Consider the following 20,507-nt stretch of genomic DNA (forward strand, 5'->3'; position numbering starts at 1 on the left):
GAAGGGGAGGGCCGAGGGGCCTCCGGAGGCGCCGTGCGAGGGGGCTCGGCGATGGCGACGCCGCGTGAGCGCAACCGGTACAGCGCCTTCTTGGCGAGCTTGGCCAGGGGCTTCACCGCCGAGGCGGACAGGGCCTCGGGCAGCGCGACCTGGCCGTCGAGCACGGCGGCCTCCAGGAGTGCGGCGGCGAGGGGCTCCGGGAGGGCTTCCACGGAGGCTGGCGTCGCGGTGGCCAGGTCCTTCGCGAGCGCCCGTGCGGCCTCCACCACCTGGACGGGAAGGTCAGGCAGCGAGGTGCCGGCGCGCAGCGCGTCCAGCAGGGAGCGAGGGTCCAGGGCGGAGGATTTCATGCGGGCCTTGTAACGCGCGAAGCGGGCCCCGGGCATCGCTCGGGCCGGCACGCCGCCCACTGGCCCACATTCGTGCGCGGCGCGGCTTCAGCGGCGGCGCACCAGCCAGCTTCGGCCCGACTGGCCCACCACCGTCAGCTCCGTCTGGAGTCGCGCGCCGAACACCTGCGAGGGGTGGACGCCGCGCACCACGAAGGTGTCGTACCAGGCCCCCTGCGTGTCCAGGTCCACGTCCTGCGGGCGCCACTCCGACGGGAAGGTGGGCGGCACCTCGTCGCGATAGCGCAGCGGCGAGTGCGGCGTGGAGGCGAACGTGAAGTTCGGCACGCCTCCGCGCTCACGGGCCAGCACCGCCGCGGAGTGGATGAACACGGGGAAGCGCACCACGCGCGAGCCCGGGTCATAGATGAGGCCCATGACACGAGGCCGCTGGGCGGTGGCCGCCACCAGCCCCTCCCACTCCGTCGCCTCGCGGGAGAAGGCGCGGAAGCCCCGGCCCAGCGTGAAGGCCAGCACCAGCGTGCAGGCCGCGGCGGCCCACTTGAGGGGCAGCCGCCACTCCGGAATCGTCGCGGGCGCGGTGGCCACCAGCAGCGCGGCGGCCAGGTGCGCGTAGCGCGTGTTGAGGTAGTAGACGTAGCCGCGGATATCGAACGGCAGCAGGAAGTAGAGCGCGAGCGCCAGCACCCCCAGCCCCAGCAGCCGCGCGCGTGCCACCGGACCTTGTGTGCCCCTGGGCCCCGGACGCACGAGCGCCGCCACCCAGCCCGCGAGCGCCACCGCGCCCACCGCGTACATCGCCCACCGGTCCGAGCCGTCGCGCAGCGTGTTGGCGAGCACGTCGAACAGCTCCGCGCGGTTCTGCGCGAAGCTCTTCCAGCCCAGGTTCTGCGGGGAGAACGTCGGGCCCCACGCCTTCCAGGGCGCGCCGGGCTGGATGTCCGGCGGCTCGCCGAAGCGCAGCACCACCCAGCCCAGGAACAACGCCACGCCCGGCACCACGCCCAGCAAGGCCGGCACGCGGGGCCGCAGTCGCTGCGCGAGTCCACGAGCGGTGGCGTCCTCCGGCACGGCGGTGGTGAGCAGCAGCCACGGCAGCCCGAGCGCGAGGAACCCGAAGGCCTGGACATGGAACAGCAGCACCGTGACGAGGCAGACCGCCAGCGCCGCTGTCCAGCCTCGTCGCCGGGGCACGTCCTCCAGCGCCCGCACGAAGAAGCCGCAGCACAGCAGCGTCAGCGGCAGGGCCGCGCAGTAGTTGATGAAGCCCCAGCCGAAGCTGTCGCCGTACGCGAAGGGCAGGGCGAGCAGCGCGGGCCACGTGGGCCGGCCCAGCGAGCGCAGCAGGAAGCCCAGGCTCAGCGGCAGGCCCACCACGTACGCGGTGAGGAAGACGCGGTTGGCCAGGTCCAGCGGCAACAGCCAGTTCAGCGCGCTGACCAGGTAGTAGTAGCCCAGATAGGGCGTCAGCGCGTGTCGTGCCTCGAACAGCTGGGGGTACAACGTGCTCGGGTCATCCAGCCGGTGCAGCACGGAGATGAGGTACAGGTGCTGCGGCAGGTCCACCATGGGCAGGTGGCGCGAAACCCAGAGGGGCAGTGCGCCCAGCACCAGGGCGGCGATGTGAATAAAGCGAGCGTTGGGGTTCGTCACGAGAGGTGCCGGACTGTATGCGCCGCTTTCCTGCCCGGCGAGCAACCGACGCGGGGCGTCTGGAGCAGCGCGTCGGGGTAGACAAAGGTATGGCCGTCGACCTTGGCAGTCGACGGGGGCTGCGCTATAGGCGCCGATGGACGGGAGCCGAGGCCGAGAGTCTCCCGAAGGAGAGCATGCACATGACACGCAACGCGACGATGGTGGCCGCGGGGCTGCTGGCCAGCGGTCTGCTGCTGCTCGCTCCCCGCGCGGCGAGCGCCTGTGAGGCCCACGCCCAGGCGGCACGGGAGAAGTCGGCGGAGGCCCAGAAGCCGTCGCCCGACAGCGCCTCTTCGGAGGCGGCTCCCGCCCCCGAGAAGGCGCGGCCCACGGGCGGTGAGGTGGACCGTCCACTGGACGCGCTCGACTCGCTGATGGCCGCCAAGTGCCAGTGTGGCAGCAAGGCGGACTGCACCTGCAAGAAGGGCTCGTGCGAGTGCTCCAAGTGCCAGAAGCCCAAGCGGCAGGTGATGGACGCGCTGCGCGGCCGTCCCGCCGAGCTGAAGCTGGACGAGGCCCGTCGCTACGACGCCTCCGCCGGCATCTTCATCTGAGCGACTCGGCGGAGCCCTTCTCCGCCTTGAGCACCAGCAGCGGCGGCAGGGCCACGCGCTCGAAGCGCACCAGTCCCGCCGCGCTGGTCGCCGCGCGCAATGTCGCCTCCGCCCGAGGGTGAAGGCCCACGCGGCGGTGCAGGAATCCGGACGCGGAGCCCGGCGGCGCATAGGTGCTCGCCACCCAGCGGCCCCCCGGACGCAGCACCCGCGCCACCTCCAGCATCAGTCGGCCCAGGTCTTCCAGGTAATGCAGCGAGTCGGCCATCAGCACCGCGCCGAGCGTGCCGTCGAGGAAGGGGAGCGCGGGGGCCTGTGCCCGGAGGAAGTCCACCGTGGCGCCCGCCTCGCGTGCCTGGGCCACGCCTTCTTCCAGCATGGCGGGGGACAGGTCCTGGCCCGCGACGAGGGGAAAGGCCGGCTCTCGCGCGAGCCGCCTCGCCACCAGGCCCGTGCCGCAGCCCAGGTCCAGCACCGGTCCGTCGGGCGTGCCCAGCAGGCTGCGGTAGAGGAGGTACTCGCTGTCCGTGTCGAGCGGCTGGCGCAAGAGGGCGCGCTGGAGCGCGGGGCGCACATGACGCTCGTAGGAGCGCGCCACCCAGCGACTCTCCAGGCCCCGCTGCAGTCCTCCGGCGGAGCCATGCTCCAGCACGAGGTCCGCGACGCCCTCGGCCACCGGATAGCTGGCGCGGCACTCCGGGCAGCGCAGGGGGCCGAACATCAACACCGGCGTGGGCGCCTCGGGACGGAGGGCGCCTCTGCGGCAGCGAGGGCAACGAAGGAGCTGGACGAGCGCGTGCCGCATGAGCGGCGGAGGCTACCGTCCCCCGTCCGGCGCGAGAACCGCTTTGTATGCCGCGGACCGCTTCAGGCGGACGGGCCGCTCGGAGCCGCCGCCACCCGCTTGTCCTCGGCCACCAGGACGGGCCAGCCCCGGGCCATGGCTTCGCGGAAGAACACCGCCAGCTCCTTGCGGCTGTGGTTCACCGCGCCCTGGAACGGGTCGATGAGGGCTTCCTCGCCCAGGCTGCGGGTGGCGTTGAGCTCCACCGGCGTCCCACACCGCTCGCAGCGGATGGACACCTGCCGCACCAGCGCCACGGGCACCGCGTACCGGGCACCGCAGTCGCCGCACTTCCACACCAGCGCGCGCTCGCCGGCCTCGCGACGGGCCAGGCTCTCCAGCTCGTCCGCGAGCCTGAGCAGCGCGGGCAGGTCCTGGGGCGGCTGGGCGAAGACGGCCGACGGACCGAACCCCGCCTCGGGGGAACCCAGCGTGGGAGGTCGGTCCCCCTGGAGCAGGGCGCGCATGCGGTCCTTGGCGCGGACATCGCGGAACTCGGCGCCCGCCAGGGCACGCTCCACCGCCTCATGGACCGGGGGGAGGTCCGGCTCGAGGCGCTCATCAACCGGCAGCGACTGGGGGTGATTCACCAGCCGGTGCGACGGGACTGCGAGAAATCGGAAGGCCACGGATGGCTCCATTGCACCCCGGCCTTTCCGGCGCAAGACGCGAGTTGGCAAATGTCCGCTGTGACGACAGATTCCGCTCTATCTGGACCACTCCAGCATGAGCTGCAACGGCGCCCGGGCCGCCTCGCGCAGGTCCTCCCGCATGGTCAGCTCCGGCGTCCGCTCCTTCATGCACTTCCAGAGCTTCTCCAGCGTGTTGAGCCGCATGTACGGGCACTCGTTGCACGCGCAGCCGTTGTCGGGGGGCGCGGGGATGAAGGTCTTCTGGGGCGCGCCCTTCTTCATCTGATGGAGGATGCCCGCCTCCGTCACGACGATGAACTTCTGCTTCGGGCTCTTGAGCACGTAATCCAACAGCCCCTTCGTGGAGCCGATGAAGTCCGCGTGCCGCAGCACCGCCTGCTCACACTCCGGATGGGCGACGACCTCCGCGTCCGGATGCTCGACCTTGAGCCCCACCAGCTTCTTCTCGCTGAAGATTTCGTGGACGATGCAGCTGCCCGGCCACAGCACCATGTCCCGGCCGGTCTGTTTCATGACGTGGCGTCCCAGGTGCTGGTCCGGGGCGAAGAGGATCTGCCGGTCCCTGGGCACCTGGTTCACGATCTTCACCGCGTTCGAGGACGTGCAGATGACGTCGCTCATCGCCTTCACCGCCGCGGAGCTGTTGACGTAGCTCACCACGAAGGCGCCCGGGTGCTTCTCCTTGAAAACCTTGAAGGCCGCGGGCGGGCACCGGTCCGACAGCGAACACCCCGCCTTCAGGTCCGGCAGCAGGACCTGCCGCGTCGGATTCAGGATCTTGGCCGTCTCCGCCATGAAGTGCACACCGCAGAAGACGATGACGTCCGCTTCCGTGCGCTCCGCCGCCTGCGCCAAAGCGAGGCTGTCTCCAACGAAGTCCGCGACATCCTGGACTTCGCTCTCCTGGTAGTAGTGCGCAAGAATCACAGCGTTCATGGAACGCTTGAGCTCCTGGATTTCCTGCGCGTAATCCACCTCGGTGCTCATGGGCCCTCCTGGCCTGGTCGACATTTAACTCGCCCGCCGGTGCCAGGCCACCTCGTCGGAAGTTGGCTGCCGGGCGGACGGACGCCTGTCGCTGGCGCGCCCTGGGTCGACTCTGCCACCGTCCCCCTTCGTGCAAGAGCGGTGGATGGTCGCATCACCTGACGGCGCGGAGAGGGTAGACTGCGCGCAATCCTCCGGGTCGGCCCGGAGGGAGGCAGTCGCCTTGCTGTCAAGCTTGGACAAGCCACACATTCGGGGTCGAGAACACGCGATCGGCTGGTGGAGAGGGGGCGGCACCGGACCTGTGGCCCGTGGGCAGACGATGGCTCTGCCCCTTCTCCATCTGAACGCCTTTCCCGTCGAGGAGAGAGCATGAGTGTCCCCACTCAGGACGTCCTGATTGTGCATCCGAACGAGGGCCGGCGCGCCGCGCTGGCCGAGGTCCTGGGAATTCACCGCGTGGTGGCGGTGGAGTCCCAGGTCGAAGCCACACGGAGGATGGAGTCCTCCGCGCCCACCCTCATCATCGCGCCCCCGGAGAACGCGCGGCGTTTCCTGAGACATGTCGACAGGGCCGCCCCGGAGGCCGTGCGCGTCTTCGTGTGCGCGCAGTCGGACCGCCAGGGACTGGAGGAACTCGTGGAGACGGCCGCGGAGGGGCACGTCTTCAATACGCTGGACGACAGTCTCACCATCCCCGAGCTGGGCCGGCGCATCACCAACATCCTCCAGCTTCGCGCCTCCGCGCGCGTCACGCCCAACTCGCGGATGGAAGCGGGCTTCCGGCTCCTGGGCCGGGGCTACACCGCGCGCTGTCTGGACGTGGGCAACTTCGGCGCCGCGCTCCAGGTCCCCATGGATGCGTCGGTAGGCGCCTTCCTTCCCGGCGCCGTGCTGGATGACCTGCACATCGAACGCGAGGGCCGCTGGGTCCTGAAGTCCCGCCGGGCCCTGGTGCGTCACGTCAGTCCGGTGCGCAATGGCGCGGAGCACGCGCTGCGGCTGGGGCTCTCCTGGAGCGGCTCGCTGGAGGAGACGTCGGCGGCGCCCCTCGCCGTGGTGCGCGACCCGGTGAGTGTGCTGGCCGCCCTGCGCAAGGCGGTCCGCCGGGGCTCCGCCCTGTGGGTGCACTACCCGGACACCCCCTCGGTGCAGTTCATCCTCGAGGCGCCCCTGGTGGACCTGGTCGATGGCCGCTCGGTGCTGCGGGGTGTCAACGTCGGCGGCTGCCCCATCTCCGCCGGCGACGTGCTGAACCTCTCCTTCGAGGTGAGCGGGCAGAGCTACCTGGGCGCCACCAGCGTCCTGCAGCGCGGGGAAGGGGCCGTCACCCTGAGCGTGCCGCGCACCCTGGGGGTGCAGAACCGGCGGGGCCTGCAGCGCTTCCGCCCGGGACCGGACCACCGCTTCCTCGTCTCCTTCAGCGCGCCGTTCAGCGGCAAGCGCATGACGCGCTCCGTGCTGGACATGAGCAGCCGCGGCCTGTCCTTCGCCATCGACGCCTCCTGCGAAGTCCTCCCCGCCGGCTCCCAGCTGGAAATGTCGCTCTTGCTGCCCGACGGCAGCGAGGTGGCGTGTCGCGCGGAGGTCCGCTCGGTGGATGGGGTGTCCTCCGGTGAGGGCGCGGACAACCCGCTGCGGCCGTACCGCTGCGGCGTGCGGTTCCTGGAGGTTCCTCCCTCGGTCCGCAACGCGGTCCTCTCCGCCTTCATCTCCTCGCGCAACCAGACGGTGGCGGACGGCGGACGGTTCCCGTTCCAGGACATCTGGCGGATGATGGAGGCGGCCCACTACGGCTTCCATCCGGACTACCCCTTCGGGGGCGAGGCCAGATACCTCGACGACCTGGAGCGGACGCACCATCAGCTGTGCGCGTCCGGGGAGCTGGGCAGCTCGCTTGTCTACAACGACGCGGATGGCGTGCAGGGGCACGTCGCGGGCCTGCGCATCCACTCCCGCACGTGGCTGGTGCAGCACCTGGCGGTGCGGCCGGGCTTCCACCGGCAGGACCAGATTGCCCACGAGCTGTCCGCGCTGGCCATCGAGCTGGGCGAGGCCCACGAGGATATCGACTTCATCCGCTTCTCCTGGCGCGAGGACAACCGGTGGCCGAGCCGACTCGGCACGTGGTTGCTGCGCGTCATGGACAGCCACGGGCTGAGCTGGTTGCGGCACTTCCAGTACATGCGCCTGGAGCTGGACGGCACGGAGCCTTCGCCCCAGGGCTCGCTGCCCGCGGTGCGCGAGGCGTCCGACGCCGACTGCGCGCGCCTGGAGTTCTTCCTGCGGGAGCGGGGCGAGGTGGTGCGCGTGCTCGCCGAGGACCTGCAGGCGGACCAGATGCGGCTGGAGGCCCTGTCGTCGCGCTACGCGGCCCACGGGCTCCACCGGGCCCGGCGTGTCTTCGTCGTGGATGGCGAGACGGGCCCGCTGGCCATCGCGCTCCAGGAAGAGGGCAGCCCGGGCATCAACCTCATCGAGAAGACCAATGCCTTCTGGTTCGTGGTGCTGGAGCCGGGGCACCCGGACGAGGCCGCCGCGGTGCGCGCGCTCATCCAGCGTTGCGAGGAGCACGCCCGGGAGCACGGACGCTCCGCCGTGGTGGCGCTCGCGGCCGACGAGGACTTCAAGGCACTGGAGGCCGCGGGCTTCACGTCCCACGGCCGCTTCTCCGAGTGGTTCTTCCACCGCTCCATGGTGCGCCGGTGGGTGGAGCTGTTCCGTTCCATCTTCGAGCGTGTCCAGCGCACGGGAGGAGAGGCGCGGGCGCGCGGCCGCGCGGCGCGGGGGAAGGCTTGAGCTACATCATGGAGTCCGAGGCGGAGACGCGCCGGCTGCTCCTTCAGGAGCAGGCGGACGACGCCCGCGCGCTGCTACTGGCCACCGGGCTGACGCCGGGGGCCCGGGCGCTGGATGCGGGCTGTGGCCCGGGTGGAATCTCTCGGACCATGGCGCGCATCGTCGGCGGTGAGGGCAGCGTCCTGGGCATGGACCTGAGCGACGTGCGGCTGGCCGAGGCCATCCAGCGCTGCGCGGGGCTGCCCCAGGCGCGCTTCATCCGGGGAGACATCCGCCGCACGGGCCTGCCCGACGCCGCGTTCGACTACACCTGGAGCCAGTACGTGCTGGAGTACCTGTCGGACCGGGACGCCGCGCTCGCGGAGCTCATCCGCGTCACCCGGCCGGGTGGCCGCGTCGTGGTGTCCGAAATCGACGGTCAGGGCCTCAACAACTGGCCGCTCCCGGCGGGGCTGGAGGAGGGCGCGCGGTGCTTCGAGCGGGGGCTCGCCTCCCAGGGGTTCGACTTGTTCGTCGGGCGCAAGCTGTTCCAGTCCTTCCGTCGGGCGGGTCTGCGCGACATCCGGGTGCACGTGACGCCCCAGTATGTCGTCGCCGGCACGGCGGATGACCGTTTCCTGGCGGACTGGGAGACGCGCTTCGCGGCGCTGGCTCCCGTGGTGACGCCCGCCTTCGGCTCCGAGGTCGCCTATGGTGAGTTCTGCCAGGCCTACCTGCGGATGCTGCGAGATCCGGATACGCTCAAGTATTCGGTGTTGGTCGTCACCGAGGGAGTGCGTGCTTGAGCGAAGGGATAGGGGAAGTCATGTCAGGCGGGGGGCAGGAGACGCCCGACAATGCCCCCGAAGTCAGCGTGCGCACGACGTCCACGTTGCTGCTGTATTTCGAGCGCACGTACGGCGTGGAGCGGCTGCAGGCGCTGTGGGCCCGGCACGACATCCCGCTGTCGCTGGAGTACCTGCGCACGCACGCCAACTACATCTCGCTGCCCTTCCTGGAGCGGCTGTCCGCGCTCTTGATGAAGGAGTCCGGCGATGTGCACTTCATGCGCAACGCGGGCCTCTTCCTGGCCACGCCGGAGGCGATGGGCTTCGCGTTCTACCTGCTGCGGGCCTTTGGCTCGCCGCGCATGTGCTACCTGAAGACCATCGAGCTGGCGCCCAGCTACAACCGCGTGGGCAGCTTCCACGTGGAGTTCCTGGAGCAGAAGCAGCTGGTGCTCACGTACTCCAGCAAGACGCCGGAGAAGAGCCGCAACATCTGTGAGCTGCGCATGGGGCAGTTCGCCTCCATCCCCACCATCTGGGGCCTGCTGCCCGCGGAGGTGCGCGAGTCGGAGTGTCAGGTGCTGGGCGCGCCGGTCTGCCGCTATCACCTGTCTTGGGCGGACCCGATGTCGCAGTGGGGCCACCACCTGGGCCTCTTGCTGGGCACGGTGAGCGGGCTCGTCGTTGGCGCGCTGGGCTGGGCGCACCCCGTCTTCGGCGTGGCGTCGCTGGCCACCGCCGGCTTCTCCATGGGCGGCTGGCTGGACGGGCGGCGCGAGCTGAAGCGCAAGGACGAAGCGCTCCGCTCCCAGAACCAGGCCATCATGGGCTCGCTGGTGGAGCTGCAGCAGCGCTACGACGAAATCTTCCGCGCCAACGTGGCCCTCGAGGACCGCGTCGCGGAGCGCACCCAGGCCCTCAAGGAGGCCAACGGCAAGCTGGGCGACGCGCTCTTGCGCCAGCAGGAGCTGGACCGGCTCAAGAGCGAGTTCTTCGACAACGTCAGCCACGAGCTGCGCACCCCGCTCACCCTCATCCTGCTGACGCTGGAGTCGCTGGAGCGCCGGGGCGAGGAGAACAACCCGGAGGTGGTCATGCAGCACGTGGCCACCATGGAGCGCAGCGCCCAGCGCCTGTTGCGCCTCATCAACAACCTGCTGGACCTGGCGCAGCTGGAGTCGGGCAAGGCGCGCCTGCGCTACCAGCCGCTAGAGCTCAACGGCTTCCTGAGCACCGTGCTGCCGCCGTTCCATGCCATGGCGGAGCGGCAGGACGTGTACCTGCGCCTGGAGGGGCAGGAGGTGACGCCCGTGGAGGTGGACCACGAGCGCATGGACATCGTCTTCCAGAACCTGCTGTCCAACGCGCTGAAGTTCACCCAGACGGGCGGGGTGACGGTGCGCGTGCACGAGGACGACAAGGACGTGCTGGTGGACGTGGAGGACACCGGCCAGGGCATCTCCCAGCAGGACACGAAGGTCATCTTCGACCGCTTCGCCCAGGCGGACAACAGCGGCACGCGTCGCTTTGGCGGCACGGGCATTGGACTTGCGCTGGTGAAGGAGACGCTGGAGCTGCACTCGGGCGGCATCAGCGTGACGAGCGAGCTGGGCAAGGGCTCCACCTTCCGCGTGCGGCTGCCCAAGGGCCGCGCGCACATCCGCGAGGACCTGCGCGAGCGCCGCCGCGCGGAGATGCCCGTGCGCCGGGAGCGCCGCATCTCCGGCTCGTTCCCGTCGCTGGAAACGGGCGTACCCGACAACGGCCGCGCGTCCGTGGTGGCTCCAGCCAGGGACCACGCGGGGCCGGGGCCGGATGCGCCCCGCATCCTCGTGGTGGAGGACGACGTGGAGATTCGCGGCTTCATCGCGGGTCTGCTGAAGCAGCACTACCGGGTGATGGAGGCCGTCAACGGCGAGGAGGGCCGGCAGCGCGCCATGGCGGAGCGGCCGGACCTCATCGTGTCGGATGTGATGATGCCCGTGCTGTCCGGCCTCCAGATGCTGGTGGCACTGCGCGAGCAGACGGCGACGGTGGACATCCCCGTCATCCTGCTCACCGCGCGGCAGGAGGTCTCCGCCAAGGTGGAGGCGCTGGGCACGGGCGCCAATGACTACCTGGGCAAGCCCTTCAGCCCGCGCGAGCTGCTGGCGCGAATCGAAACGCAGTTGCGCCTGCGCGAGGCGGCGGTGCGCTCCGCGGAGAACGAGCGGCTGGCGGCCATCGGCCTGCTGACGTCGGGTTTCGCGCACGAGGTGCGCAATCCGCTCAACGGGCTGATGAACGCGCTGACGCCGCTGAAGGAGGTGCTGTCGGACAGCTCTCCGGACGCGGAGATGAGCCGCGCCATGGTGGAGGTGATGGAGGAGTGCGGCCAGCGCATCCGCCACCTCGCCGAGTCGCTGCTCGCCTTCACCCGCTCCTCCGACTCGCCCATCATGCTGTCGCTGGACACGCTGCTGGACTCGACGCTCGGCGTGCTGACGTGGAAGGTGCCCTCGGGTGTCACCGTGGAGCGGGCCTACGAATGCACCATGCCCATCCAGGGAGACCCCGGCTCGCTCAACCAGGTGTGGCTCAACCTCCTGGACAACGCCTTGCGCGCCGTGGGCGAGCAGGGCCGCGTCCGCGTCGCCACGTCCTGTCAGGGCGACGAGGCCGTCGTCACCATCAGCGACAACGGCGTGGGCATTCGCGCCGAGGACATGGAGCGGCTGTTCCAGCCCTTCTTCTCCACCCGCGCCGCGGGCGAGGGGACGGGCCTGGGCCTGGCCCTCAGCCGGCGCATCATCTTGAGCCATGGCGGGCGCATTCAGGTCCGCAGCACGCCGGGCAAGGGCACTCAGGTAGAGGTGCACCTGCCCCTTCGTCCCCCGGGGGGACGCTCCTCGTCAGGCAACGGCTCCGAGGGGCAGGGCGAGTCGCGCGTGGGTCGGCTGGGCTGAGGTGCGGGCTTCACGACGCGCCCTGACGTGAACTGAGCGGGCCAGGGAGCTGGGGAATTCTCGGCCGCCCCTGTTGTCCACTTGCGCATAGCTGTTGCGCTGTCTGCTACAGTCAAGTGCTCTTTCAGTCACACCCGACCACCGAAGCGAAGGAAACCACGGCATGCAAGGAACCGTAGCCGCGGGCGCTGCCCGCCAGGGGCACCCGCGAGGGCTGTATCTCCTGTTCTTCACCGAGATGTGGGAGCGCATGTCGTATTACGGCATGCGAGGCCTGCTCGTCCTCTTCCTCACGAGCAAGGTCAACGGTGGGTTCGGGTGGACCACTGGCGAAGCGCTCAGCCTTTACGGGACGTACACCGGCCTGGTGTATCTGACGCCCATCGTCGGAGGCTTCATCGCGGATCGGTTCATCGGTCAGCGCAAGGCCGTGGTGCTCGGCGGCACGCTGATGATGATCGGCCACCTCGTCCTGGCGCTCCCCAACGTGACGATGTTCTACGCGGGCCTGGGCTTCCTGATTGTGGGCAACGGCTTCTTCAAGCCGAACATCTCCACCATGGTGGGCGGGCTGTACGCGCCGGGGGATGGTCGTCGCGACAGCGCCTTCACCATCTTCTACATGGGCATCAACCTGGGCGCGATGTTGGGCAACTTCATCTGCGGCACCCTGGGTGAGAAGTACGGCTGGCACTACGGCTTTGGCTCCGCGGGCGTGGGCATGTTCCTGGGCCTCGTGGTCTTCATGCTGATGCAGAAGAAGCTCTTGGGCCCGGTGGGACTGGCGCCGGTGAAGCCGTCGCTGGAGGCGCGGGCCAACGGGACCGCGGAGAAGAAGGGGTTCTCCAAGGACGAGATTGACCGCATCGTCGTCATCTTCATCATCGCGGTGTTCGTGGTGGCGTTCTGGACGGGCTTCGAGCAGGCCGGTGGCCTGATGAATCTCTACACGAACGAGAAGGTCGACCGGACGATGTTCGGCTGGGAGGTTCCCACCACGTGGTTCCAGAACTTCAACTCGTTCTTCATCGTCGCGCTGGCGCCGGTGTTCGCGGGGCTGTGGAGCTGGCTGTCGATTCGGGGCAAGGCTCCGAGCATCCCGGTGAAGATGGGCCTGGGGCTCGTCTTCCTGTCCACGGGCTTCGTCTTCATGCTGGGCGCGTCGAGCCAGAGCGCGACGATGGGCAAGGCGGCGGCGCACTGGGTCATCCTGGCCTACCTGTTCCACACCATGGGTGAGCTGTGTCTGTCGCCGGTGGGTCTGTCGATGGTGTCCAAGGTGGCGCCGGCGCGCATCGTCTCCGCGATGATGGGCGTGTGGTTCCTGGCGAACGCGGCGGCGAACAAGCTCTCCGGCGTCATCGGCGCGTACTCGGAGAAGCTGGGTGAGTTCGACGTGTTCCTCTACATCAGCCTGGGCACGGGCGTTTCGGGACTCATCCTGCTGGGCGTGGCGCCCATCCTGAAGCGGATGATGCACGGCACGGACGAAGAGAAGCCGCCCGCGCCCCAGGGCGCGTCGACGCAGGATGGTTCCTCCGTGGCCGCGGCCTGAGTCCAGACGACGAGAGGCGCGCTCCCTGAGGGAAGCGCGCCTCTTCGGGTGAAGCATCTGACGCCGGAGCTCCTCTCGGATTCGAGGGCTCCGGCGTTGCTCTTTTCTCAGGCCGACCGGGCGGTGATTCCCGCGGCGTTGCGCTCCTCGGTGGGGAGGGGCGCGGACGTCTGGAAGTAGTCGCGCACCACGTAGCGGCGGGCGACCAGCGTCATCCCCACGGCGGCGATGAGCGCCATGCCCGCGTAGAAGAAGAACTGCCCGGAGCCGGAGAAGATGTTGAGCGCCGCGGAGATGGCCACCGCCACGTTGGCCAGCGTGTTCGTCACCAGCCACACGCTCTGGATGGTGCCCTTCATCTCCCGGGGCGCCTGCGTGTACGCGAACTCCAGGCCCGTGGTGGACATGAGGATTTCGCCGAGCGTCAGCACGATGTACGGGAGGATCTGCCAGGAGATGTTCAGCACCGTGCCGCTCTCCATCGCCACCTGGAAGATGCCGGCGATGATGAACGACACCGCGCCGAACACGAGCCCCAGCGGCATGCGCCTGAGCGGCGTCAGCTCCCAGCCGGAGCGCTGGAACAGCGGGTACACCACCGCCGTCAGCAGGGGGATGAGCAGCATCACCAGCAGCGGGTTGATGAACTGCATCTGACTGGGCTGGAAGGCGAACCCCAGGATGTTCAGGTCCATGGAGCGCGCCTGCACCACCCAGGTGGACGCCTTCTGGTCGAACAGCATCCAGAAGAACGGCACGAAGGGCAGCATCAGCCCGCTCACCCGGAACACCGCCTTGACGCCCTCCACCGACTCCGAGGGGTGCGCCGCCTTGGCGCCGTCCAGCCAGTGGCCGCCCTGGCCCCGGTTCTTCAGCGCGCTGCCCACCACCTTGAAGAACGAGTGCGGGTTGGCCCCCGTCGGCGGGACGATGACGTAGTGGCGCCGGCCCAACCAGAAGATGATGGTCGCGATGAACATCAACACGCCGGGGATGCCGAACGCGACGGCCGGCCCGAAGTTCTTGAGCAACAGCGGGATGAACAGCGACGCGAAGAACGAGCCGAAGTTGATGGTCCAGTAGAAGATGGCGAAGAGCTTCTTCACCAGGTGGCTGTTGGACTCGTTGAACTGGTCTCCCGCCATGGCCGCGACACACGGTTTGATTCCGCCGCTGCCCACCGCAATCAGCGTCAGGCCCGCGAAGAAGCCCGTGGCGTTGTTCTCGAAGATGGCGAGAAACGCGTGGCCCACGCAGTACACGATGCTCAGCCAGAGGATGGTGCGGTACTTCCCGAAGAAGCGGTCCGCGAGATAGCCACCGATGAGCGGGAAGAAGTACACCCCCGCCATGAAGGTGTGCATCAGGCTCTTGCCCTGTGCCTCGCGCAGCCCTGAGTCGGGCACCGCGTTCTTCAGCAGGTAGTCGATGAGGAACACCGTGAGGATGTTCCGCATCCCGTAGAAGCTGAAGCGCTCACACGCCTCGTTGCCGATGATGAACGGTATCTGCGGCGGGAACTTGTTGTTCTGCGCGGCGGGACTCTCAGCCATGAGGCGGGGTGCTCCCTGGTGGAGAAAGGTGGGGGCTCCAAGAAGACAAGAGGCCCAACCCTACCCAACGCGGGGCCCGGACTCCACCGAAGCCCCTCGCGGCACGTCCTCTCGTCCAGGCGGGCGGCCCTCTCCTCCACGGAGGGGCGACCTCCAACCCGGCCTCGCGGTCCGCCTGCCTTCAACCCGTGCGGGCCACGTGCTTCACGCTCCGCTTCGCAGTCCCACCGGAAATCTCCCGTCTGCCCAAGGCCCGGTTCCGGTGACAGTGCGTCTTTGTTGATACACCTTAAGCGGGCTGGGCTGGTTTGACAGGAATTGATAAGGCCCTAGAATGCAACAGACGTTGTCAATGATTTCGAGGCTCACACCCCACCTGTGAAGTCTTCCTCCAAGGTGGACGGGGGGTTGGGGGTGAATGAAGGCACCCTCAGCCCCCCGCTCCATGTTTTGGATGCGGTGGGAGTGTTCAGCCCGGTGCGGCGTGCTGCACGGGCGTCGAGCCATCCACGCGCTTGCCGACGCGAGCGCGCCGGCTCTTTCCCAGCACGTGCGCCAGGTAGCGGCCGGTGTGGCTGCCCTGAACCTTGGCGACGCTCTCCGGGGTGCCCACGGCGAGCACCTGGCCGCCGCCCGCGCCACCCTCGGGGCCCATGTCGATGAGCCAGTCCGCGCTCTTGATGACATCCAGGTTGTGCTCGATGACGAGCACGCTGTTGCCCGCGGCCACCAGCCGGTTGAGCACGGACAGCAGCTTGCGGATGTCCTCGAAGTGCAGGCCGGTGGTGGGCTCGTCGAGGATGTAGAGCGTGCGGCCGGTGGCCACGCGCGCCAGCTCTCGCGCCAGCTTGATGCGCTGGGCCTCGCCACCGGACAGGGTGGGGGAGGGCTGGCCCAGGCGGATGTAGCCCAGGCCCACGTCGCCCAGCGTCTGGAGCACGCGCATGAGGTCCTTGTGCGCGGAGAAGTGCTCCATGGCCTCGCGCACGCTCATGTCGAGCGTCTCCGCGATGTTCTTCCCCTTGTAGCGCACGCGCAGCGTCGCCTCGTTGAAGCGCTTGCCGGCGCACACCTCGCACGGCACGTACACGTCCGCCAGGAAGTGCATCTCCACCAGCTTGACGCCGTCGCCCTCGCACGACTCGCAACGGCCGCCCTTGACGTTGAAGCTGAAGCGGCCCGGGCCGTAGCCGAACGTGCGCGCCTCCGGCGTCATCGCGAACACTTCACGGATGGCGTCGAACAGCTTGGTGTACGTGGCGGGGTTGCTGCGCGGGGTGCGGCCAATGGGCCGCTGGTCGATGTCGATGACCTTGTCCAGGTGCTCGAAGCCCAGCACGGCCTTGTGCTTCCCGGGAGACTCGCGGCTGTCGTACAGGTGCTTGGCGAGCGCGGGGTAGAGAATCTCGTTGATGAGCGTGGACTTGCCCGCGCCGGACACGCCGGTGACGGCGGTGAAGATGCCCAGCGGAATCACCGCGTCCACGTCGCGCAGGTTGTTCTCCTTCGCCCCTTGAATCACCAGCTGGTGTTTGGGATTGGGCGCGCGGCGCTGCTCGGGGATTTCAATCTCCAGCCGCCCGGACAGGTAGCCGCCGGTGGTGCTGTTCTCGTCCGCCATCACCTGCTTCGGCGTGCCCTGGGACACCACCTGTCCCCCCAGCTCGCCGGCGCCCGGGCCGAAGTCCACCAGCCAGTCCGCCTCCTCCATCGTCTCCTCGTCGTGCTCCACGACGATGACGGAGTTGCCCAAATCCCGCAGGCGCTTGAGCGTCGTCAGGAGTTTGCCGTTGTCGCGCTGGTGCAGGCCGATGGAGGGCTCGTCCAGGATGTAGATGACGCCCGTCAGCTCGCTGCCCATCTGCGACGCCAGCCGGATGCGCTGGCTCTCGCCGCCCGACAGCGTGGAGGCGGTGCGGTCCAGCATGAGGTAGCCCAGGCCCACGTCGACCAGGAAGGACAGGCGGCTGCGAATCTCCTTCAAGAGCTCCGTGGCGATCTTCCGCTCCTGCGCCGTCAACCCCAGTTCGCCCAGGAACCCGAGCGCGTCGGAGATGGTCAGCCGGCTCAGGGCGACAATCGAGTGTCCGTGCACCTTCACCGCGCGGCTCTCAGGCCGCAGGCGCTCGCCCTTGCAGGAGGGGCAGGGCTTGTTGCTGAAGTACTTCTGCAGCTCGGTGCGCCGGGCCTCGGACGTGGTCGTCTTGAAGTTGCGCATCAAGCGCTCGACGAGCCCCTCCCACTCCATCTTGTACTGGCCGTTCTCGCCCCACTCGACGGTGAAGCTCTTGCCCTTGCCGCCGTTCATCAGCGTGTCGCGCTCGCGCTTGGACAGCTTCCCGTAGGGCACGTCCAAATCAATCTTGAACGCCTTCGCCAGGCTCTCCACGAAGTCCGCCGTCCAGCCCTCGCCGCGATTCATGCCGCTGGCCCAGGGTTCAATGGCGCCGTCGCGGATGCTGCGCGACGGGTCCGGGACGATGAGGTCCGGGTCCATCTCCGGCCGGGTGCCCAGGCCGTTGCAGTCCGTGCACATGCCCAGCGGGTTGTTGAAGGAGAACGACGCGGGCGTCAGGTCGCCAAAGGAGATGCCGCAGGCGGGGCACGCGTTCAGCTCGCTCATCACCCGGTCCGACGTGGACGCGCCTGCCTCGTCGGTGATGATGAGGGTGCCCTTGCCCTCGCGCAGCGCCGTCTCCACCGAGTCGGTGAGCCGCGTCTTGATGTCCGGCTTGAGCACCAGCCGGTCAATGACGAGCTCGATGTCGTGCTTGGACTTCTTGTCCAGCTCGACGCGCTCCTCCAGGCTCTTGAGCTTCCCGTCGATGCGGGCGCGGGCGAAGCCGCGCTTCTGCGCCTCGGTGAGCAAATCCTTGTGCTCGCCCTTGCGGTTGGTGACCAGCGGCGCCAGCACCTGCACCTTGCTGCCCGCGGGCATCTTCAGGATTTCGTCGACAATCTGCTGCGCGCTCTGCTTGCCCACCTTTCGGCCGCAGTTGGGGCAGTGCTGCACGCCGATGGAGGCGTAGAGCACGCGCAGGTAGTCGTGCACTTCCGTGACGGTGCCCACCGTCGAGCGCGGGTTGTTGCTCGCCGCCTTCTGCTCGATGGAGATGGTGGGCGACAGGCCCCGGATGGTGTCGTACTTGGGCTTCTCCATCTGCCCGAGGAACTGGCGGGCATAGGCGGAGAGGCTCTCGACGTAGCGTCGCTGACCTTCCGCGTAGAGCGTGTCGAAGGCGAGCGAGCTCTTGCCGGACCCTGAGACTCCCGTGAAGACGACGAGCTTCTTCTTCGGGATGTCCAGGGAGACGTTCTTGAGGTTGTGCTCCTTGGCGCCTCGGAGGGAAATGACGTCGGGCTCGGACATGATGGGCGGGCGATTTACCACTGAATAGGTGTTCCGGTAGTGGGAAAACTCGTGACGGTGGGTGGATGGTCGTCAACGCGCGGCGTTGCGCCGCCACTCCCACCCGAGGCCGGCCTCCAGGCGTGCGGCCCGAGAGCACTGGAGGACGGCGGGGGAATCCGATAGAGGGGGCGCCCTCCATGACACCCCGCTGGGTCCTCCCCGTGCGCTTCCGCGGCACGCCGCTGCTCGTCTTCTCGAGCGTGCTGTTCGCGGTGATGGCGCTGTGTACCCGCCTGCTCTCCGGCCGCCTGTCTCCAGGCCAGGTGGCGTCCGGCCGCTTCCTCATCGGCCTGCTCTTCCTCGCCATCTACTATCCGGTGATGGGCCGCGGGCCCCGCTTCGGTCGCCTGCCGCTGTGGTGCTTGCGAGGCATCTTCGGCGGCGCGGCCGTCTATCTGTACTTCGTCGCCATCGACCGGATGACGGTGGGCCCCGCGGTGCTGCTCAACGCGTGCTGGCCCATCTACGCGGCCATCATCGGCTGGGCCTTCTTGAAGGAGCGGGTGACGGGACCCCTGCTCGCGGGACTGGTGCTCACCACGGTGGGCGCGGGGCTCGTCATGTGGAGCACGATGGACGGTGGCGTGTCGATGACCCTGGGCCTGGGCGCGTGGGCGGGCATGGGCTCCGCGGTGCTGGGCGGCGCGGCGGTCGTCGTGGTGCGCGCGCTGCGCCACGAGACGGACGCGGCCACCGTCTTCCTCTCCTTCTGTCTGTTCGGCCTGCTGTTCAGCCTGCCCTTCGCGCTGCACGACTGGAGGCCGCTCGGCTGGGATGTCGCCCTTCCTCTTCTGGGCGTGGGTTTGACCTCCGTGGTGGCGCAGATGACCTTCACGTATGCGTTTGGCTACGTCACCGCGGTGGCCGGCGGCGTCGCCACGCAGTTGACGCCCGTCTTCTCCTGGGTGCTGGGCGCGGTGCTGCTGGGCGAGGCCGTCTCGCCGCTGGCCGTGACGGGCGCCCTGGTGTGCATGGTGGGAGTTCTCTGGGGCACGGGAATGCTGGACCGCTGGCGCTCCGCGTCGGCCCGCACCGCGACATGAGCCCCCGGATGGGTGGCGGTTTCTCCTGACTGTTACCCGCCGTTCCTGAAGGAATTCCAGTCCCACCCGGTCCGTGGGAAATGTTGTTCCCACGTCGGGGAAGGCCCTTTCCCAGGCAGGCCCACGGCTTGCCACGTTGGCCGGTGGACTTCGGACCCCTCTTTGGTCCGGGCACTCGGGTTGCAAAGCGCCCCCTCCGCCGGAATCGCGGGGTGCGAGGCCGCGCGGGATCCGGGCTTGGGGAGTCGTGGGGAGGCAGGCATGCGACGTGTGTTTTGGGTGGCGTGGGTGGCGGCGGCGTTGGTCTTTGGGATGGGCTGTGAGCGCCCGTCCTCGCAGCGAGCGAAGAGCGCCTTCGTGGTGCGCCCCGAGACCATCGACTTTGGCCCCGCGGCGCTGGGTCGCACCAAGAGCTTCAAGCTGAAGGTGACCAACGCTGGCCGCGCGTCGTACCGCGTGGAAGGCGCCGTCTCCAGCATCCCCAATGTGTCCGTGCCTCCGTTCGAGCCGTTCACCCTGGGCGCGGGGGCGGAGCGCGAAATCGAGGTTCACTTCAAGCCGGACGTCGAAGGCTCCGTGCAGGGCTCGCTGGAGCTCCTCACGGATGCGGACTCGCAGGGCGAGGTGCCGGTGTCCGGGCGGGGCGTGAAGGCCTTCCTGGAGGTGCCCGACACGGAGCTGGACTTCGGCAACGTGTCCATGGGCTTCGTGGAGATGCGGCAGGTGACGGTGCGCAACACGTCGGACGTGGACACGGCGCTGGGCCTGTCCGTCCAGGGCGCGGACGCGGACCAGTTCACCGCGGAGCGCGGCGAGCCGGAGATGCTGGCGCCCGGTGAGCAGCGCGTGCTGTCGGTGGCCTTCGCGCCTCGGCGACTGGGCTTCGCGACGGCGGAGCTGCGTGTCGTGGTGTGCGAGGGCTGTGAGCCGGCCGTGGTGCCGCTCAAGGGCATGGGCGTGGCCTCCAAGCTGGAGGTGACGCCGCTGCGCCTGGACTTCGGGCGCGTGGCGCTGGGGGCCAGCGCGGAGCAGTCCATCACCGTGCGCAACCAGGGCACGGAGCCCCTGCGCTGGTCGGGCGTCGACCTTCAGGCCAATCCCGGCGGTGTCTACCGCGTGGTCAGCGAGCCGGTGCTCAGCGGTGGCATCCTGCCCCCGAGCGCCAGCGTGGAGGTGCGCGTGGCCTTCACGCCCGTGGTGCTGGGGCGCGCGGGTGAGGGCCGGGTGGAGGTGGGGGTGCGGGAGCAGGGCTCCTCCGCGCCGGGCCCCAAGGTGTCGCTGACGGGCGAGGGTGGCACGTCCTGCGTGGCGGTGCTGCCGCGCAAGGTGGACTTCGGCGTGGTGGCGGAG

General features: G+C 69.0%; 13 protein-coding genes and 1 pseudogene. 7 read left to right on the plus strand and 7 right to left on the minus strand.

Annotated features, from left to right (window positions below; translation table 11 throughout):
• Window positions 1–350, minus strand: a pseudogene (locus HR086_RS29260) (hypothetical protein); the annotation flags it as partial.
• 87 nt (window positions 351–437) lie between these two features.
• Window positions 438–2,003 carry a hypothetical protein gene (locus HR086_RS29265; protein ID WP_174467275.1) on the minus strand — a complete coding sequence of 522 codons (1,566 nt, stop codon included), beginning with the start codon at window positions 2,001–2,003 and terminating at the stop codon, window positions 438–440.
• Window positions 2,004–2,185: 182 nt separating this feature from the next.
• Here HR086_RS29265 and HR086_RS29270 point away from each other — a divergent pair, with 182 nt between their 5' ends.
• Window positions 2,186–2,599 carry a metallothionein gene (locus HR086_RS29270; protein ID WP_174454911.1) on the plus strand — a complete coding sequence of 138 codons (414 nt, stop codon included), beginning with the start codon at window positions 2,186–2,188 and terminating at the stop codon, window positions 2,597–2,599.
• Here the strand turns inward: HR086_RS29270 and HR086_RS29275 are convergent.
• The 3 genes from HR086_RS29275 to nadA form a co-directional block, all read right to left on the minus strand.
• Window positions 2,592–3,404, minus strand: coding sequence for a class I SAM-dependent methyltransferase (locus HR086_RS29275; protein ID WP_174454912.1), 813 nt, complete (start codon window positions 3,402–3,404; stop codon window positions 2,592–2,594). The genes HR086_RS29270 and HR086_RS29275 overlap by 8 nt on opposite strands.
• Before the next feature lie 62 nt (window positions 3,405–3,466).
• On the minus strand, window positions 3,467–4,072 hold the full coding sequence (locus tag HR086_RS29280) for a hypothetical protein (protein WP_141647074.1): 606 nt from the start codon (window positions 4,070–4,072) through the stop codon (window positions 3,467–3,469).
• A 78-nt stretch (window positions 4,073–4,150) separates the two neighbouring features.
• Window positions 4,151–5,083, minus strand: a complete 933-nt coding sequence (nadA, locus tag HR086_RS29285; protein WP_141647075.1) for a quinolinate synthase NadA — start codon at window positions 5,081–5,083, stop codon at window positions 4,151–4,153.
• Window positions 5,084–5,455: 372 nt separating this feature from the next.
• Between nadA and HR086_RS29290 the strand changes: the two genes are divergently transcribed.
• From HR086_RS29290 to HR086_RS29305, 4 genes are all read left to right on the plus strand, one after another.
• Entirely contained in the window at window positions 5,456–7,882 is a 2,427-nt protein-coding gene (locus tag HR086_RS29290) for a PilZ domain-containing protein (protein ID WP_174461876.1), read from the plus strand.
• Window positions 7,879–8,667, plus strand: coding sequence for a methyltransferase domain-containing protein (locus tag HR086_RS29295; protein WP_174454914.1), 789 nt, complete (start codon window positions 7,879–7,881; stop codon window positions 8,665–8,667). The genes HR086_RS29290 and HR086_RS29295 overlap by 4 nt, the downstream gene beginning before the upstream one ends.
• 20 nt (window positions 8,668–8,687) lie before the next feature.
• A complete protein-coding gene (locus tag HR086_RS29300; protein ID WP_174467276.1) occupies window positions 8,688–11,594 on the plus strand; it encodes an ATP-binding protein in 2,907 nt (968 codons plus the stop codon).
• Between the two features lie 163 nt (window positions 11,595–11,757).
• Window positions 11,758–13,149, plus strand: coding sequence for a peptide MFS transporter (locus HR086_RS29305; RefSeq protein WP_174454915.1), 1,392 nt, complete (start codon window positions 11,758–11,760; stop codon window positions 13,147–13,149).
• A gap of 107 nt (window positions 13,150–13,256) precedes the next feature.
• Here HR086_RS29305 and HR086_RS29310 read toward each other — a convergent pair whose 3' ends face one another.
• Entirely contained in the window at window positions 13,257–14,702 is a 1,446-nt protein-coding gene (locus tag HR086_RS29310) for a POT family MFS transporter (protein ID WP_174467277.1), read from the minus strand.
• Window positions 14,703–15,171: 469 nt separating this feature from the next.
• Entirely contained in the window at window positions 15,172–18,072 is a 2,901-nt protein-coding gene (gene uvrA, locus HR086_RS29315; protein WP_141647080.1) for an excinuclease ABC subunit UvrA, read from the minus strand.
• A 179-nt stretch (window positions 18,073–18,251) separates the two neighbouring features.
• On the opposite strand from uvrA, the gene HR086_RS29320 reads away from it, so the two are divergent.
• Complete coding sequence (locus tag HR086_RS29320; protein ID WP_174467278.1) at window positions 18,252–19,157, plus strand: DMT family transporter; 906 nt, start codon at window positions 18,252–18,254, stop codon at window positions 19,155–19,157.
• A 261-nt stretch (window positions 19,158–19,418) separates the two neighbouring features.
• Window positions 19,419–20,507 (plus strand): choice-of-anchor D domain-containing protein (locus HR086_RS29325; protein WP_174467279.1); only part of this gene is annotated, 1,089 nt, incomplete at its 3' end.

It is taken from the genome of Myxococcus sp. CA039A, assembly GCF_013336645.1.
Classification (GTDB): domain Bacteria; phylum Myxococcota; class Myxococcia; order Myxococcales; family Myxococcaceae; genus Myxococcus; species Myxococcus llanfairpwllgwyngyllgogerychwyrndrobwllllantysiliogogogochensis.